General features: G+C 38.0%; 15 protein-coding genes and 1 riboswitch. Of the genes, 2 read left to right on the forward strand and 13 right to left on the reverse strand.

Going from position 1 to position 15,326, the window contains the following annotated elements; translation table 11 throughout:
* The 7 genes from BM141_RS02240 to BM141_RS02270 form a co-directional block, all read right to left on the reverse strand.
* Entirely contained in the window at positions 1-1,467 is a 1,467-nt protein-coding gene (locus BM141_RS02240) for a hypothetical protein (RefSeq protein ID WP_091539302.1), read from the reverse strand.
* 206 nt (positions 1,468-1,673) lie between these two features.
* Entirely contained in the window at positions 1,674-1,883 is a 210-nt protein-coding gene (locus BM141_RS22505; protein WP_143090764.1) for a hypothetical protein, read from the reverse strand.
* 117 nt (positions 1,884-2,000) lie between these two features.
* Entirely contained in the window at positions 2,001-2,345 is a 345-nt protein-coding gene (locus BM141_RS02250) for a carboxymuconolactone decarboxylase family protein (protein ID WP_091539311.1), read from the reverse strand.
* 189 nt (positions 2,346-2,534) lie between these two features.
* Positions 2,535-3,347: a sulfite exporter TauE/SafE family protein gene (locus BM141_RS02255; protein ID WP_091539313.1), complete on the reverse strand. Its 813-nt coding sequence runs from the start codon at positions 3,345-3,347 to the stop codon at positions 2,535-2,537.
* Between the two features lie 224 nt (positions 3,348-3,571).
* The gene (locus BM141_RS02260; RefSeq protein ID WP_091539316.1) at positions 3,572-4,900 is read right to left on the reverse strand and encodes a sulfate adenylyltransferase subunit 1; all 1,329 of its coding nucleotides are present in this window, start codon (positions 4,898-4,900) and stop codon (positions 3,572-3,574) included.
* Between the two features lie 91 nt (positions 4,901-4,991).
* Entirely contained in the window at positions 4,992-5,882 is an 891-nt protein-coding gene (cysD, locus tag BM141_RS02265; RefSeq protein WP_091539320.1) for a sulfate adenylyltransferase subunit CysD, read from the reverse strand.
* A 385-nt stretch (positions 5,883-6,267) separates the two neighbouring features.
* Positions 6,268-6,984 (reverse strand): phosphoadenylyl-sulfate reductase, encoded by a 717-nt coding sequence (locus BM141_RS02270; RefSeq protein WP_091539324.1) that lies wholly within the window; start codon positions 6,982-6,984, stop codon positions 6,268-6,270.
* A gap of 99 nt (positions 6,985-7,083) precedes the next feature.
* On the opposite strand from BM141_RS02270, the gene BM141_RS22510 reads away from it, so the two are divergent.
* Positions 7,084-7,290, forward strand: a complete 207-nt coding sequence (locus BM141_RS22510; RefSeq protein ID WP_143090765.1) for a hypothetical protein — start codon at positions 7,084-7,086, stop codon at positions 7,288-7,290.
* A gap of 56 nt (positions 7,291-7,346) precedes the next feature.
* Positions 7,347-7,460, reverse strand: a riboswitch (SAM riboswitch).
* 94 nt (positions 7,461-7,554) lie between these two features.
* On the opposite strand, the gene BM141_RS02275 is transcribed toward BM141_RS22510, so the two are convergent.
* Positions 7,555-8,919 (reverse strand): PorP/SprF family type IX secretion system membrane protein, encoded by a 1,365-nt coding sequence (locus tag BM141_RS02275; RefSeq protein WP_091539327.1) that lies wholly within the window; start codon positions 8,917-8,919, stop codon positions 7,555-7,557.
* A gap of 354 nt (positions 8,920-9,273) precedes the next feature.
* On the opposite strand from BM141_RS02275, the gene BM141_RS02280 reads away from it, so the two are divergent.
* Positions 9,274-9,495 (forward strand): hypothetical protein, encoded by a 222-nt coding sequence (locus BM141_RS02280; protein WP_091539330.1) that lies wholly within the window; start codon positions 9,274-9,276, stop codon positions 9,493-9,495.
* A 13-nt stretch (positions 9,496-9,508) separates the two neighbouring features.
* Here BM141_RS02280 and ruvB read toward each other — a convergent pair whose 3' ends face one another.
* The 5 genes from ruvB to BM141_RS02305 all read right to left on the reverse strand — a co-directional run bounded on the left by ruvB (position 9,509) and on the right by BM141_RS02305 (position 15,319).
* Positions 9,509-10,537, reverse strand: a complete 1,029-nt coding sequence (gene ruvB, locus BM141_RS02285) for a Holliday junction branch migration DNA helicase RuvB (protein WP_091539334.1) — start codon at positions 10,535-10,537, stop codon at positions 9,509-9,511.
* 12 nt (positions 10,538-10,549) lie between these two features.
* Positions 10,550-11,128 (reverse strand): NAD(P)H-dependent oxidoreductase, encoded by a 579-nt coding sequence (locus BM141_RS02290; protein ID WP_091539338.1) that lies wholly within the window; start codon positions 11,126-11,128, stop codon positions 10,550-10,552.
* Between the two features lie 77 nt (positions 11,129-11,205).
* The gene (locus BM141_RS02295; RefSeq protein ID WP_091539342.1) at positions 11,206-12,285 is read right to left on the reverse strand and encodes an alkane 1-monooxygenase; all 1,080 of its coding nucleotides are present in this window, start codon (positions 12,283-12,285) and stop codon (positions 11,206-11,208) included.
* 53 nt (positions 12,286-12,338) lie between these two features.
* Positions 12,339-14,009, reverse strand: a complete 1,671-nt coding sequence (locus BM141_RS02300) for a glutamine--tRNA ligase/YqeY domain fusion protein (protein ID WP_091539346.1) — start codon at positions 14,007-14,009, stop codon at positions 12,339-12,341.
* 269 nt (positions 14,010-14,278) lie between these two features.
* Positions 14,279-15,319 (reverse strand): LacI family DNA-binding transcriptional regulator, encoded by a 1,041-nt coding sequence (locus tag BM141_RS02305; RefSeq protein ID WP_091539349.1) that lies wholly within the window; start codon positions 15,317-15,319, stop codon positions 14,279-14,281.
* Positions 15,320-15,326: the final 7 nt, after the last annotated feature.

A 15,326-nucleotide genomic window follows, 5' to 3' on the forward strand; every position in this document is an offset into this window, starting at 1 on the left:
TTAGATACCAGAATCAAAAACAATCTTTTGGGACATGGGTATAAAACCTTTTGCCTTGCGTAATCGCTCTGCCTCTTGGAGTTCTGTTTTCAGCTTGTCGAATCGATAGACTATTTCCCCATTATCTTTGACATCAATTTCCCCTTGTAAGTCAATAATCAAATCGTTCATGACTTGCTCTATTTGTTTTTGCGACAGTTTTTCCTCCCCTGCTGACTTAGCATTGACAGCCTGTTCCAAAGCTGACAAAGGGAGTTCTTTGTCTGAATCATGGAAAATTACTTTCATTAGTCGCTTGCGTATATTGTTCAGATGGCGTTTTTTACGCTTAGGAAGGATAAAAATAGTGCGTAAAATAGGTACACTAAAAAATATAGTAGAAAATGTCAAAGGAATCCAACCGAAAACTACTTCTATCCACTTAGGAAGTTCAGAGTAGTCATTTGCCATACCCAAAACTACACCAGAAAGCACCAAATTAAATAAGTTCATCGCAATAATTCCTGCATTTCTCCCTGCTGTGTTGCCGGTAATCTCATATTCAGGCTCGTACTCGTCCCAAAACCACTCTACTTTGCTTTCCACTTGCTTATTTGCTGCACTGCGTATCAAATCCTCAAAGTCTGCGTACAGCACTCCTTGTTCGCTCACTTCTGCTTTCCCGTTGAAATGTACCATAGAGTCGGTCATGAACTTGTCTGCTTCTTCACTTGGGTAGCCTGTCAAGCCCTTAATTTCAGCAGGGACAATGATACCATTTTGCTTACGTGCATAAGTGGCTAATTCTTTGAGATTATCCGCCAAAGTATTTTCTACTCTTGAAGGTCCGAATACAAAATCATAGACCGATACTACAAAACTTTTAGAAGGTAACTCCCTGTTTTTCTTGGACAACTTACTCCACGTAGAACTTTTAGGGGCGTAATGCTTGTACTTGTAACCTCTGCTATCCGTTTCGTAGTAAGTAGTACTTCCCGTGAGTGCGTCCCAAATAAAAATCATTCGGAACATTTCTATCAGTGCATGGAACAAACCTCCAACTGCATCTCCAACATCAAAATCACTATCGCTATCTCCAAATACTGCCGCAAGAATAATAGCAATAAGCACGACAAGGAAAACAACAAAATAAAAGACCAAAGTTACTGCAATCCAAAGCTTGAAAAATACTTGAAAAGCCTTCCATAAAAAATCTTTTATCTCTGACCAGTACTCAGCAATAGTTTTTTTACCTCTGCGAAGTAGCGTACTTCCAAAGTCGTATATCAAATCCCCTGCCTCTGTAACTTTTAAAGTACAGTCATATTTAGACATGAGTTTTTCCAAAGTTTGCTTTGCATCATCAGTACTTAAACCTGTGAGGGTAGAAACATCTCCCAAAGTCAATGTACGAAGAGAAGAGGATAGCCTGTCTTCTAAAAGTTTTTCAGCTTGTTGAAGTGTAACAACTTGATTGGATAGCATCATTTATGAACAGCAAATTTTTAATAAACAAAGATAAAAATTTATACGTACAATCTACCTCTAAGATTCATTTCTTGCCAAGAATAAGTTTTGCTCAAAAGAATTTCTTTTTTTCATAGTTTTAGCTTAGATTCATCTTTTGAGAAATGAAAAAATAACTAATCTTTTTTTACCTCAGTCAATATTCAATATTATCGCCAAATTTTAGTTTACTCGATATTGATGGTGCGTAGTTTAACAAAATTAAGCAAGATTTCATCATTGCTACCAGTGGACAAGCTGCCGAAACGACCTATGGCACGGGTGGTCACGGGGACAGAGAAACGAAAAATGGTAGTGATGATGTCAGATAACTTTGCTATGTTTGCAACAGAAACTTCTGGTGCTAAGACTAAGAGGATTTCTAATAAATTTGGCATTTTTTTTAGGTTAATTGTAAGAAAATTCCTCTAAATAAATGCCATTTTTTTAATTCAGTAAATTATACTCTTGGCGGTCATATTGATAATATATTTTGGTTTTTTTATTTGTCAATCTTATTGGTCAAACTCTTCCAGATACTCTACTGCTCTTCTCAAATGAGGAATGACAATACTCCCCCCAATCAACAAAGCAATGGAGAAAACCTCAAAAAATTCTTCTTTGCTTAGTCCTTCTTCTTTGCACTTGCCGATGTGGTACTTGATGCAATCATCACATCGCAACACCATAGAGCAAGCAAGTCCAATCATCTCTTTGGTCTTTATACTCAAACTTCCTGCGGTATAGGCATGAGTGTCCAGATTGAAAAAACGCTTGATTACCAAATTATCAGACTCAAAGATGCGTTCGTTCATGCGACTTCTATACTCGTTAAATTCTGTAATTTTATCTGTCGTCATTTTGTTAATTTAGGATTAAATGGCTTAAATAGTGATTGGGCAAAAATAAGATTTTATATCATGGAATATGATGTGGCTATAAAATATTTTCCAACATAGGTGAGATACTATGCAAGCAGCTTATAAAACTATTTTGACAAAGACCTATATGGTATGAGAGTAGATGATGAATTGTATTGCTCACTTTTTTTATATGAAAGAAGTATATAACGTTCTTATACTTAGCAAGATAATAACTATACCTACTAAAACCATAAAAACTTTACGGTTGATTTTGGTGCAGAGATAGGCGGCGAAGGGTGCGGCAATGACTCCTCCTATCAAGAGCCCAATAACTGCTTGCCAATCAGTGATTTTCAAAAAAATCAAAAAAGTACCTGCCCCAGCCAAAGAAATGAAAAATTCTGCCAAATTTACTGTTCCTACCGTATAGCGTGCATCTCTACCATTTTTTAGCAAGGTAGAAACCACTACGGGTCCCCAACCTCCGCCACCTATCGCATCTAAAAAGCCTCCCACAAAAGCTAAAGGGTAGAGGCGTTTGGTTTTTGTCCTTTTCTTATTTTTTTGTAAGGCTTTTCTAATCACAATTCCTCCCATAATTGCCAAATAAACAGCTACATAAGGTTTCATTACTTTCCCATCAAAATTGCTTAAAATATAAGCACCTGTAATTACTCCCAAGCAACCAGGAATGATTAGCCCTTGCAGTAGCTTTTTATTCACATTTTTAAATTTCAAATGCGATAGACCTGAAACCCCTGCAATAAAGGTTTCTGCGATATGTACGCTTGCACTTGCATTGGCAGGCGGCAAGCCCAAACTGACCAAAAAGCTATTGGAACTGATGCCATACGCCATGCCCAAAGAACCATCTATCATCTGAGCGGTAAAACCTGCCAAAATAAAAAAGAGTAAACTTGTATCTGCTACACTAATGCCTGCTGAAAACCAAGCACCTATCGCTGAAAATATGTCGAGCAAGTACAAATAAGAAATCATCGTTAGTTTAGTAAAATTAAAATTTTCATTTAGCGATGTGTGTGATAACTCTCGTTACGAAGTGCACACATTATTTTATTAATTAGCCCCCTTTTCATGTGTTTTCACATGAAAAGCAAAAGTATAAAACATAGCCTGCACCAATTATCTGTATGTGAGTTAATTAAAGGATTTTCATATTTACTAAGATATTGATAAGTGCGATAAAGATACAGGCTAAGACTTTATTCTAAGAAACCGACCGCTACCGTAGCATTTGTTTGTGAATCAATTAAGATGAACGCACCGTTTGCCTTATTCTCCGCGTATAAGTCATAAAAAATAGGTTGTGCGGTGCGAATATGGACTTTCACTATGTCATTGAGTTTGATTTCATTGATTTTTACAGGTTCGTCAAACTCATTAATTGATGTTAACCGTGTCCCCACAGACAAAACTGCTTGCCCAAAATTTTCAATATCCACTTTATAGCTGATTTCCTGAATTTTCGCTTTTACTTCGCTTGAGGCGTGTTTTAAAATGAAGGTCGTCCCTAAGCGATAAGGGTTTTCACTCAACCAGCAAACTTTTGCTCGTAAGTCTTTGTTAATTAGTGGAATTGCATTACTTTTCACTATCATGCTTCCTCTGCTGATGTCGATTTCGTCGGCTAAGGAAATAGCTATAGAATCGTGAGCAAATGCTTGATTTAAAGTATCCTCGAAAAGACGAATTTCTGTAATTGTACTTTCAAGTTGGTTAGGAAGCACCATAACTCTGTCCCCTACCTGAAATGTACCACTGATGACTTTGCCTGCATAGCTTCTATAATCAGGAAATTCTTTATCATCTCTGCGAATGACGTACTGCACAGGGAAGCGAGCAGGTAAACTATTCCAATCTTTGTCGGTATCAACTTCCTCTAAAATTTCTAACAAGGGTTTGCCAATATACCAAGGCATTTTCTCAGATAAGTTAGCGATATTATCTCCATGCAAGGCACTGACAGGAATGAAGGTGATATTAGCCGCCCCACCCTTGCCCTCAGTATGCACTGCGCCCCCAGAGGAGAGGGAATTTGCAAGTTTTTGGAAATCAGAGGCTATTTTATAAAAAACCTCTTCTGAATAGTCCACCAAGTCCATCTTGTTTACGCAAACAATGATGTGGGGGACTCTAAGTAAAGTGTTGATAAAGAAGTGCCTGTACGTCTGCTCCACTACTCCTTTTCTTGCATCTATCAGGATAATAGAAAGTTCTGAATTAGAAGCTCCCGTAATCATGTTGCGAGTGTACTCTATGTGTCCTGGAGTGTCTGCTAAAATAAATTTTCTCTTATTGGTATGGAAATAAATATGGGCAACATCTATCGTTATGCCTTGCTCTCTCTCTGCCACTAAGCCATCGGTCAGCAGGGACAAGTCCGTGAAATCCAAACCTTTGCGTCTGCTTGCTCTTTCTACTGCCTCCAATCTGTCTTTAGTAAGGGACTCAGTATCATACAGTAAGCGACCTATTAAGGTGCTTTTTCCGTCATCTACGCTTCCTGCGGTTGCTAATTTTAGTACGTTCATCTTTTTTAAATCTGGAATTAGGAATCTGGAATTAGAAATGAATTAAAAAATTGTATTTTTCTCATTCCAGATTTATTCATTTTTCATTAAATTAAAAATACCCCTGCTTTTTGCGTTCTTCCATAGCAGATTCCGAACGCTTGTCATCGACTCTTGCACCTCTTTCTGAGATAGTTGCTTCGCTAATTTCTTCTATGACGGTATCTATGTCATCAGCAAAAGAAGGCACAGCCGCTGTGCAAGTCATGTCGCCTACGGTGCGAAATCTTACGGTAGCTTCAAATATTTTCTCATCGGCTTCTATATTCATAAAAGTAGAAAATGGAAGTATAAGTCCATCTCTTTCAAATACTTGGCGTTTATGTGCAAAGTAAATAGAAGGAATCCCAATTTGCTCTTGACGGATATAGTTCCATACATCTAACTCTGTCCAATTGCTGATAGGAAATACTCTTACATTTTCTCCAAATTGTATTTTTCCGTTATAGAGGTCAAACAATTCTGGTCTTTGGCGTTTTGCGTCCCACTGCCCAAACTCATCACGCACAGAAAAAATGCGTTCTTTTGCCCTTGCTTTTTCCTCATCTCGCCTTGCGCCGCCTAAGCAAGCATCAAAGCCTAACTCCTCTATTGCCTCTAATAAAACTGTGGTTTGCAAGTAATTGCGGCTTGCATACTTGCCCTTTTCCTCTACTACTTTCCCTTGGTCTATGGCATCTTGCACATAGCGCACTACCAAGTCTAAGCCCAAGTCTTTTACCAACTTATCTCTGAACTCAATGGTTTCTGGGAAATTATGTCCTGTATCTATATGCAAAAGTGGAAAAGGAATTTTTGCGGGAAAAAATGCCTTTTGCGCCAAACGAACCAAAGTAATGGAATCTTTCCCTCCCGAAAATAGCAAGGCTGGTTTCTTGAACTGACCCGCTACTTCCCTGATAATGTGGATAGATTCGCTTTCTAAATATTTTAAATAAGACATTGTTGGACTGTTATATAATTAAATAGTTTTGAATACAATTTTTTATTATAATCACAAGCAAGTGTTTTAAAGTAATTTTTCTATATATTTTTAATCCAATAGGATTGCAATATTGGTAGAAATTCTTTACTCCTATAGAAATCTAAACTCCATAGGAGTTTAATTATCAAGGTTTTATTCAACTCCTAACGGAGTAGGTCGTACCTGAGAATTTATATATTTTATCAATATATAGCACCTATGGTGTATTTTTAAAAACCTCTATTTTCGTTGAATTACTTGATTATTAAAATTTTATCCTACAAAGCTGTCGTCCCTTTGGGACTAAATACGCTTTATTCTGTATTTATAATTAATTCATAATTAATAATTTATAACTCATCACTCATTTTGCGTGTAAGCCACATTCCTTTTGCGAGCTTTCCCACCACCATCGACCAGCTCTGATGTCTTCATGAGGCTCAATGGCTCTTGTGCAGGGGGCGCAACCAATGCTTATAAATCCCTGGTCGTGTAGTGGGTTATAAGGCACTTTATTTTCTTTCAAATAGCTTATCGTTTTCTCTAATGACCAATTTATCAATGGGTTGTATTTAATCAATTTAAAATTATTATCCCATTCTATAGCTTTCATTTCAAAGCGATTAGCAGACTGCTCGGCTCTTAGCCCTGTTATCCAAACTTCCACATCTTTCAAGGCTCTTTTCAAAGGATTGACTTTGCGGATAGCACAACACGCCTTACGGTTTTCCACAGAATCGTAAAAACTATTCAAGCCTTTGGTATTTACAAATTCCTCTACCTCAGCACTGTCTGGGAAATATATTTTTATCTTTTTCTTATATTTGGCTATAGTCAAGTCCAAGAGGTCGTAAGTCTGGTTAAAAAGTCTGCCTGTATCTAAGGTAAAAACCTGAATATCAATATTATTTTTGAAAATAATATCTGTGATTACTTGGTCTTCTTGTCCGAGTGAAGTAGAAAAAGCCACTTTCCCTTTGAAGTTTTCCGCCAGAAAAGTGAGGCTTCCTACTATGGTTTTATTTGTTAGTTGAGTTTGTAAGTCAGTTATTAGTTGTAAGTTATGAGTTAGGAGTTCCATTTATCTTCTGCCTTATTTTTAGTTAGTTTAGTTTAAAGTTTGTGATTTGGTTTGAAATAGTTTGTTTGTTAGTTTATCTACTGATTGCGGTTATTAGCAATGAGCAATCATCGTAAAATATTGATTTTAAAATACTTAAATAATAGATTATTATATGCGTGTGCGTTTAGAGCCTATATTGGAGGCTTTGGCTATGGTCAAGGAATGCCAAGAATGAGATTAACAGCAACAACAACAACAAATGTTGTAAAAAGCTATTGGTGCGATGTAAGCAGTGGTTCTAACAAGAAAATGATAGGATTTTGAAGAATCCGAACTTAGAAGTGAACTAAGATTTTGAAACAGTGTTTTCATTTTTAATGAGTTTATATTATCCAAAAATTGGACAGGATTTGGCACCGTTCTATTTGAGTAGATGAATCAGAGGTTGCCAGAAGGTCTTAGAGCCTGTTCTCTCGCTTCGTTCTTTATAAACCATTCAGTAATTGAATAGATGATGCAAAGATAAATACAAGTTTTGAAATTTTGCAAGAAAAAATTAAAAAAATTTCAAAATCTATGCTTTTGATTTTATTTTTTCAAAAATTTGATTTCTACGCGGTTATTATTCATCTCATCATTATTATCTTGTAGAGGTCTGAGGTTTCCATATCCTACAGAAGATAACTGATAGCCTTTTGCCCCTTTGCTCATTAAATATTGCTTGATTGATTCTGCACGTCTTTGGGTAAGTGTCTTGCTTGCGTTGGCATGAATAGTGTTATCGGTATGCACCCCAATTTCTATTTGTAATTTAGGATTATTTTTTAATATCGTTCCCAGCTCATCTAATTCTTCTAAGTTGATTTTATCTAATTCGTTGCTATTATTGCCAAATTTGACGGTTTGGAGTAGATAGGGCTGCCCTACGAGCAAATTGGCGTATTTTTCAGGAAGTAAGAGAGTTTGAGTTGTATTGGTTGTTTTCTCCATAACTTCTTTTTCTTTGGTAGGCTCGGAATTTTTCTTTTTTCCAAAAGTATAATTGAGCATAATTTCATGAGTGCCGTTGGAGGCTATGCCTATATTCTGATTAGCAATTTCATAGGCATAGCTTGCTCTAATGTTTTCACTTACTTTGAACCCCATGCTCAAAGCATATCCATAGCTATTGCGATAACCTACTGACAACCATGCTTTTTCCTTCCATTCTGTAAGCAGGCTTATGTCTATCTGTCCAGGGAAAGTATTAGCAAAACGATAGAGCAAAATAGGCTCAAAAGTGAAATCGCCTTTTTTAGGTTTGATTTTATAAGAGGCACTCAAAATGCTATGATTCCCATAACGCAAGAAAGCATTGTTTAGGTCAAATTTTTTGCTTGCGCCGCGTGCAAAAAGATGGTGTACAGCCAAGCCTAATTGCAAGTTGTTGTATGTGTATAAGACGCTAAAATTTCCATCAGGTTGGAACTGGTCGTCGTTGCTGTATAACTTAGGGTCTATGAGGTCTTCGAGCATCACTCTGTCCCAATTAATGCTACTATACATTACTCCTAAGGATAATCCAAAAGAAAGTTTTTGCTTAGCACTGAGGTTGACAAGGTAAGCATAGCTTGCCAAAGCACTTGTTTGGGCAATGAGGTTGAGGTTTTCTCTTTTGAGGGTTGCTCCTAAGCCCATTTTTTGGGCGGGTAAGGTATGCTGGTAGGTCAAGAGGAATGTTTCTGGTGCCCCTTGCAATCCTGCCCATTGGTTGCGATAGATGAGATGTAATTGATTTGCCTCTTGCACCGCAATTTGTGAAGGATTGAATAGGAAACGATTGAGATAATAATGCGTCATCAAAGGTGCTTGCTGGGCATAAGTTTGTTTAGGAGGGATAAATAACCCTACGCAGATAGAGAGAGCAGAATAAAACAGAAGAATATTCAAAAAATGGTATTGACGTGTTTTCATATTTTTTCAAGAAAAGTATAGGTATGCTAATTGAACAATAAACCTATCTCAAATTTGAATAGTCTGGGTTATATTTGAACGATAATAAGTAATATTTAAACGAAAATACTGAAATCTTATTATAACACCGCAATTTCTTTGCCTTTTTTACATTCTTATTTGTGCTTGACTTAGAAATTCAAGCCTATTTTGGGCAAAAATATTTTACAAATCCAGTAAAAAATGACAAAAGTCATCATGCTTTGCGTGTAAAAATCATTTTTTTTCTATGCCAAAATATCCAATTTTGTAGCAAGTAAATTTTGTTATAAATACTCTTTAAGCTAAACTAACAAAAGCTAAACGGTTGATACTATGGTAAAAGAACAAATCAAAACCACGATTGAGCAAATTAGGCAGGAGGAACTTCAAAGGTACAGCAAATCATTGAAAGCACACGAAAGTATAGTCGTAGAGCAAGTAACACAAGGCTTTATAGAAAAGTTGATGCAAAAATTGGAGGCACATCTTTTTCAAAACGAAGCAAACGACAAATTAGAAGCATTGGCGATGCTATTTTCTATTCCTCAACGCTAAACAAAGTGATATGTTACTGAAAAAGTGTTCCGCCGAAAGCAGGGGGAATGATATTGAGATGCCTATAAGCCATTTCAGTAGCTTCTCTACCTCTGGAAGTTCTTTTCAAGTAGCCCTCTTGGATAAGAAAAGGCTCATATACCTCCTCGATGGTTTCCGCTTCCTCGCCGCAAGCGGTAGCAATGGTAGAAATACCTACAGGACCTCCATTAAATTTTTCAATGATAGTTTGCAAAATCCTGTTATCCATTTCGTCCAAACCATTTTCATCAACATCTAAGGCGTTCAAAGCCATTTGAGCGATAGGCAGGGTAATAGTGCCATCTCCTTTGACTTGGGCAAAATCGCGAGTGCGTCTAAGGAGGTTGTTGGCGATGCGGGGGGTGCCACGACTTCGGCGTGCTATCTCGTAAGCGGCTACGTCCTCAATAGGGGTATCGAGGATTTTGGCGGAGCGTTTGACAATATGGGTAAGTAGCTCAGCATTGTAATATTCCAAGCGGGCATTGATACCAAATCTGGCTCGCAAAGGAGAAGTAAGCAAACCCGCTCTTGTCGTTGCTCCAATCAATGTAAAAGGATTCAAACCTATCTGAATAGAGCGGGCATTAGGACCTGAGTCGAGCATGATGTCTATGCGATAGTCTTCCATAGCTGAGTAGAGATACTCCTCGACTACGGGATTCAAGCGGTGAATCTCGTCAATAAAAAGCACATCAAATTTTTCTAAGTTAGTCAATAGCCCTGCCAAATCGCTTGGCTTTTCCAAAACTGGTCCTGAGGTGATTTTAAGATTGGCTTTGAGTTCATTGGCAACGATGTGCGAAAGTGTAGTTTTGCCTAAGCCTGGGGGACCGTGCAATAGCACATGGTCAAGGGCTTCACCGCGTTTGCGTGCCGCACCGACAAAGACTTTCAGATTTTCTACAATTTTGCTTTGCCCTGTGAAGTCATCAAAGCTCAAAGGACGCAGAGCGCGGTCTATCTCTTTGTCTTCTGTATCTTGGCTTTCTTTATCTCCTTTCAAATAATCTTTTCGCATCGTTATTCTTTCTTAAAATCTGAATTTGCGTGCTATCTCCAAAGAATAATTGACAAACTGTTCCAATGTTTTATCGTAAATAGCATTACCCAATGAGTTTCCGTTTTCATCTACATTCTTGCTTGTTTCATGAGATTCGTAGATTTTTGGAGAAACAAAAGCATGTTGATAGGTAAAACTAATGATTTTATTGAGCAAAGTAGTTATTTGCAGTGCAGGCATTCTGCCCCCTCTGCCAGAGGAAACCCCGCAAAGTGCAAAAACTTTATTGTTAAACAGATAAGCAAAGTCTTCATTCCCAAGCTGATGTATGGCATTGATGAGTTGAGGGCTGGTGTTCCAATTATACTCAGGAATAGTAAAAAATACTAAATCTCCCTCTGCCCAAGTTTGTATGAGTTTTTTTTGAAACTCAGTGAGATGATTTTTATCTATACTCCCTTGCCCTACCAAAGGCAAATCATAACCTTCAAAATCACAAAAACCAATAGACTGATAGTTTTGATGCTCTAATATTTGTTTTATTCTCTTGGCTACTCTAAGTGAACTGCTTGATTTTCTTGGAGAAGTAGAGATTATGCTAATTCTCATTTTGTTGAAGTTTTGAAATACGATGCAAGTTAGATATTTTTTTAAATATATTTTAAATTTTTATTAATTTTTCAAATTTACGCTAAACTTGTTTGCTTCCACTCATCTAACTTTTTGTCCATGACCTTGAACCACAGCGGAGGCACCAAAGCAAGCAGAATCATAGAAGGATAGCCCGCAGGAAGTTGGGGACTTTCTTCTACGTGTTTGAGGACTTGGTAGCGTTTATGAGCAAAGGCATGGTGGTCAGAGTGCCTTTGTAGCTGAAAAAGGAAAAAGTTGCTAATCAACTGATTAGCATTCCAAGAGTGCAAAGTGTTCACTTTTTCGTACTTATTTGGGGCGATTTCTTTTCTAACAATTCCATAGTGTTCTATGTAGTTTACCGCTTCTAACAAAGAAAATCCTAAAATGCTTTGTATAAAAAAGAAAATAGGTATATCCCACAAAATAACTCCTTTGGGTAGGCTAAAAACAGCAGTCAAGACAGCGCAAAGCAAAATGGGCAACAAGGTAAACCAAATCATGTCATTTTGAAGGCTAAACTTAGATAGACCTTTTCTACTCATTCTCTCAAACTCTAACCTCCAAGCACTCAGGTAACTATCTCTGACGGTTCTCACCCAAAAAGCATAGAAATTTTCCCCTCTTCGGCTGGTGGCTGGGTCTTTGGGTGTACCTACGTGAACGTGATGCCCGCGATTATGCTCTATGTAAAAGTGCATGTAGCAAGTAGTCATGAGTAAGACTTTGGCATAAAATCGCTCTAACTTGGATTTTTTGTGTCCCAATTCGTGGGCTACTGTAATGCCTATGCCCCCTGTTACCAAAGGAAAACCCAAAATAAAGCCTATGTATTCCAAAGAAGTCATATTTTGCTGAGCAATGACATAACAACCCCACGCCAAAAAAGCCAACTGCACATAGACCCAAACATACAAAATAAAACGATAGTAAAACTCCTCAGCTACTTGGGAAACTACTCTATCTTCTACATTTTCAGCATCTTTCCCCACTATTTGGTCTATAATGGGGATAAGCACAAAGACAAAGACCACAGTGCTAAAATTCCAAGCACCGCCTAAGTAATATCCTGCTATCACCAAAGCAGGGATAATGAAGGCACTGAAAAAGCCTATTTTTTTGTAAACAGACATATATGGTTAAGGTTGTTAATCTTTAGCAGCAACTGATTTTAAAAAAATCTCATTTACTTGCCCTTAGAATCTTTCAAACTTACTGTCAAATTAAAAACTAATTCTTTAGCAGTACTGTCTATATCAACGCAGAAATAGCCTTTTCGTTCAAATTGGAAAGAATCGCCTACTTTGGCATTGCTCAAATTAGATTCTAACTTGCAGTTTTTCAATACTTTTAGAGAGTCAGGATTAAGTGCTTGTGTGTAATCCTCTACTTCCGAAAGGTCTGCTACGGTAAAAAGTCTATCGTAAAGCCTTACTTCTGCCTCTATGCTGTCTTTTTCACCTACCCAGTGAATAGTTGCCTTGATTTTAGGATTGCCTCCTGCTTGGTATTCTGGTTCGGGAATAGCTTGGCAGTGCAACTCCTCGATTGCCCCTTCGGCATTTTTCACTATTTTTTCTAAACGAATCATGGTAGAAGCATGTTTTAAACGCACAGGCTGAGCGGGGCTTAGTCGGAAGAAATTTTTATCAGGATTTTCTAAAAAGTCCTCCCTTTCTATGTAAATCACTTTGCTCATTTTTACCTTGCGAGTGCCGCTATTTTCTTGCTCAGGATTAATCACCGCCTCAAATTCTCTTACTTCGTTTTCCTCAAAATTGGTCAATACCACTTTCAAAGGCTCTAAGACTGCCATAGCGCGTGGAGCATTTTTGTTCAAATCCTCTCTGATGCTAAACTCTAACAAAGCTACATCTATGATGCCGTCCCTTTTGGCTACGCCTATTCTCTCAGCAAAATCTCTGATAGCGGCAGGCGTGTAACCTCTACGTCTTAGCCCTGAAATAGTGGGCATTCGAGGGTCGTCCCAGCCTTTGACGTGCTTATTTTGCACCAATTCAAGGAGTTTTCTCTTGCTCATTAGCGTATAAGTCAAGTTTAAGCGAGCAAACTCGATTTGTTGTGGGTGGTGAATTTCTACTTGCTCTATCAGCCAATCGTACAAAGGTCGGTGTACTTCAAACTCCAAGGTACAGATAGAGTGTGTAATTCCCTCAATAGAATCGCTGTAACCATGTGCAAAGTCGTAGGTAGGGTAAATACACCATTTGTCGCCTGTGCGGTGATGATGGGCATGGCGAATACGGTACAAAATAGGGTCTCTAAGGTGCATATTGGGCGAAGCCATGTCTATTTTGGCACGTAAAACCTTTTCTCCGTCTTTGAACTCCCCGTTTTTCATGCGGGTAAGCAAGTCCAAATTTTCCTCTATACTTCTATTTCTATAGGGGCTTTCTATGCCTGCTTTGGTTGGTGTACCTCTGTTAGCACTAATTTCTTCTGGGGTAAGGTCGCAAACGTAAGCCTTACCTTTTTTGACCAATTGCACGGCATATTGGTAAATTTGGTCAAAGTAATCTGAAGCATAAAACTTGTTGTCCCACTGAAAGCCAAGCCAGCGCACATCTGCCTCTATAGACTCTACATATTCCGTGTCTTCGGTAATAGGGTTGGTATCATCAAAACGCAAGTTGCACTTTCCGTTGTATTTCTGAGCCAAACCAAAGTTCAAACAGATAGACTTGGCATGACCGATGTGCAAGTAGCCGTTGGGTTCGGGAGGGAAGCGAGTATGCACTCGTCCATTATTTTTTCCTGCTTTGAGGTCGTTCTCGATGATATGCTCAATAAAATTGAGAGATTTTTCAATGCTTGGTTTTTCTTCTGCTTTGTTCATAAGTGCGTATCTATTCGTCTTAATTTTCTTTGTTTCCGATGAGTTGATTTTTATTTGTATTCAGTAAGTTAGTCTAATAACTTTTTTATAGAATAATTTTGGGACACAGATTTTACAGATTTTCACTGTTGAATTACTCAAAAATCTGTGTTCCATAAATAGTAAGCAACAATTTGGACAAATCAACAATCTATTTTTGTAAACTAACTACAAATATACACCTAATTTTTGATTTGCTTGTGATGTAATTAAAATGTACCCTTCAAAAATTATGAATGACTGAGTGCTTTCAAGCGGATTTTCTTGGTAGAGTTACGTTCTATGAGTTCAGTTTTTAAGACGATTCGCTCTGGTTTAGCAGTTTTGTTTTTAATTTGGTAAATAAGCTGGCGAGTAGCGACCTTGCCCATTTCAAAGGAGGGCTGTGCCATAGTGCTGATAGAAGGTTCTATGATGTCTGATACGGCATCATTGGTGAAGCCCATGAGCGAAATCTGTTCAGGCATTTTAAGTCCATGCTTACGAATAGCAATATGCGCCCCGATGGCTACGGGGTCTGTTACGGCAAAAATAGCATCTGGTTTTTGGGGAAGGGTCAGCAGTTTTTCTGCCAGCAACATTCCTTCGCGTTGGTCTAAATGCGAGTACACGATTAGTTCTTCGTTAATAGGCATATCATGGGCTTTGAGCGCGTCTAAATAACCTTCTTTACGCTTCTTGCATATCTCCAAGTTTTGAGGTCCTGCGATGTGGGCTATTCGCCTACACCCCGAGAGAATCAAATGTTCGGTAGCTTGGAAAGAGCCTTCATAATCATCTACAATTACTTTACTCGTATTCAAGTCTTCACAAACCCTATCAAAAAATACCAAAGGAATTTTTCTTTGCAAAGCCCACTCAAAATGCTCATATTTTTGAGTTTGGTTAGAGATAGATACCAAAATACCATCTACGCGGCTCGAGATAAGCGTTTGCATATTGATAATTTCTTTTTCATAAGTTTCATTGGATTGGCAAATCAATACCTTATACCCCTCAGCGTAAGCTACTTCCTCCACGCCAGCGATGACAGAAGCAAAAAAAGTATGTATGATTTCAGGAACAATGATACCAATGGTGTTGGTTCGCTTGTTTCGAAGGCTTGAGGCAATCGAGTTGGGGTGATACTGCATTTGCTTTGCCAATTCTGCTACGGCTTTTTTCGTTTCATCGCTAATATCAGGGTGATTCCTCAAAGCGCGAGAAACCGTAGAAGTGGAGATATTGAGTGCTTTGGCAATATCCTTAATCGTAATTTGCTCATTTTTCATAGTAAAA

It is taken from the genome of Thermoflexibacter ruber (assembly GCF_900113045.1).
Taxonomy (GTDB): Bacteria; Bacteroidota; Bacteroidia; order Cytophagales; family Thermoflexibacteraceae; genus Thermoflexibacter; species Thermoflexibacter ruber.

What these genes read in the sequence shown, in the direction of transcription:
- BM141_RS02240 (WP_091539302.1), bottom strand. Translation starts at nt 1,467, where the DNA reads ATGATGCTATCCAATCAAGTTGTTACACTTCAACAAGCTGAAAAACTT.
- BM141_RS22505 (WP_143090764.1), bottom strand. Translation starts at nt 1,883, where the DNA reads ATGCCAAATTTATTAGAAATCCTCTTAGTCTTAGCACCAGAAGTTTCT.
- BM141_RS02250 (WP_091539311.1), bottom strand. Translation starts at nt 2,345, where the DNA reads ATGACGACAGATAAAATTACAGAATTTAACGAGTATAGAAGTCGCATG.
- BM141_RS02255 (WP_091539313.1), bottom strand. Translation starts at nt 3,347, where the DNA reads ATGATTTCTTATTTGTACTTGCTCGACATATTTTCAGCGATAGGTGCT.
- BM141_RS02260 (WP_091539316.1), bottom strand. Translation starts at nt 4,900, where the DNA reads ATGAACGTACTAAAATTAGCAACCGCAGGAAGCGTAGATGACGGAAAA.
- cysD (WP_091539320.1), bottom strand. Translation starts at nt 5,882, where the DNA reads ATGTCTTATTTAAAATATTTAGAAAGCGAATCTATCCACATTATCAGG.
- BM141_RS02270 (WP_091539324.1), bottom strand. Translation starts at nt 6,984, where the DNA reads ATGGAACTCCTAACTCATAACTTACAACTAATAACTGACTTACAAACT.
- BM141_RS22510 (WP_143090765.1), top strand. Translation starts at nt 7,084, where the DNA reads ATGAGCAATCATCGTAAAATATTGATTTTAAAATACTTAAATAATAGA.
- BM141_RS02275 (WP_091539327.1), bottom strand. Translation starts at nt 8,919, where the DNA reads ATGAAAACACGTCAATACCATTTTTTGAATATTCTTCTGTTTTATTCT.
- BM141_RS02280 (WP_091539330.1), top strand. Translation starts at nt 9,274, where the DNA reads ATGGTAAAAGAACAAATCAAAACCACGATTGAGCAAATTAGGCAGGAG.
- ruvB (WP_091539334.1), bottom strand. Translation starts at nt 10,537, where the DNA reads ATGCGAAAAGATTATTTGAAAGGAGATAAAGAAAGCCAAGATACAGAA.
- BM141_RS02290 (WP_091539338.1), bottom strand. Translation starts at nt 11,128, where the DNA reads ATGAGAATTAGCATAATCTCTACTTCTCCAAGAAAATCAAGCAGTTCA.
- BM141_RS02295 (WP_091539342.1), bottom strand. Translation starts at nt 12,285, where the DNA reads ATGTCTGTTTACAAAAAAATAGGCTTTTTCAGTGCCTTCATTATCCCT.
- BM141_RS02300 (WP_091539346.1), bottom strand. Translation starts at nt 14,009, where the DNA reads ATGAACAAAGCAGAAGAAAAACCAAGCATTGAAAAATCTCTCAATTTT.
- BM141_RS02305 (WP_091539349.1), bottom strand. Translation starts at nt 15,319, where the DNA reads ATGAAAAATGAGCAAATTACGATTAAGGATATTGCCAAAGCACTCAAT.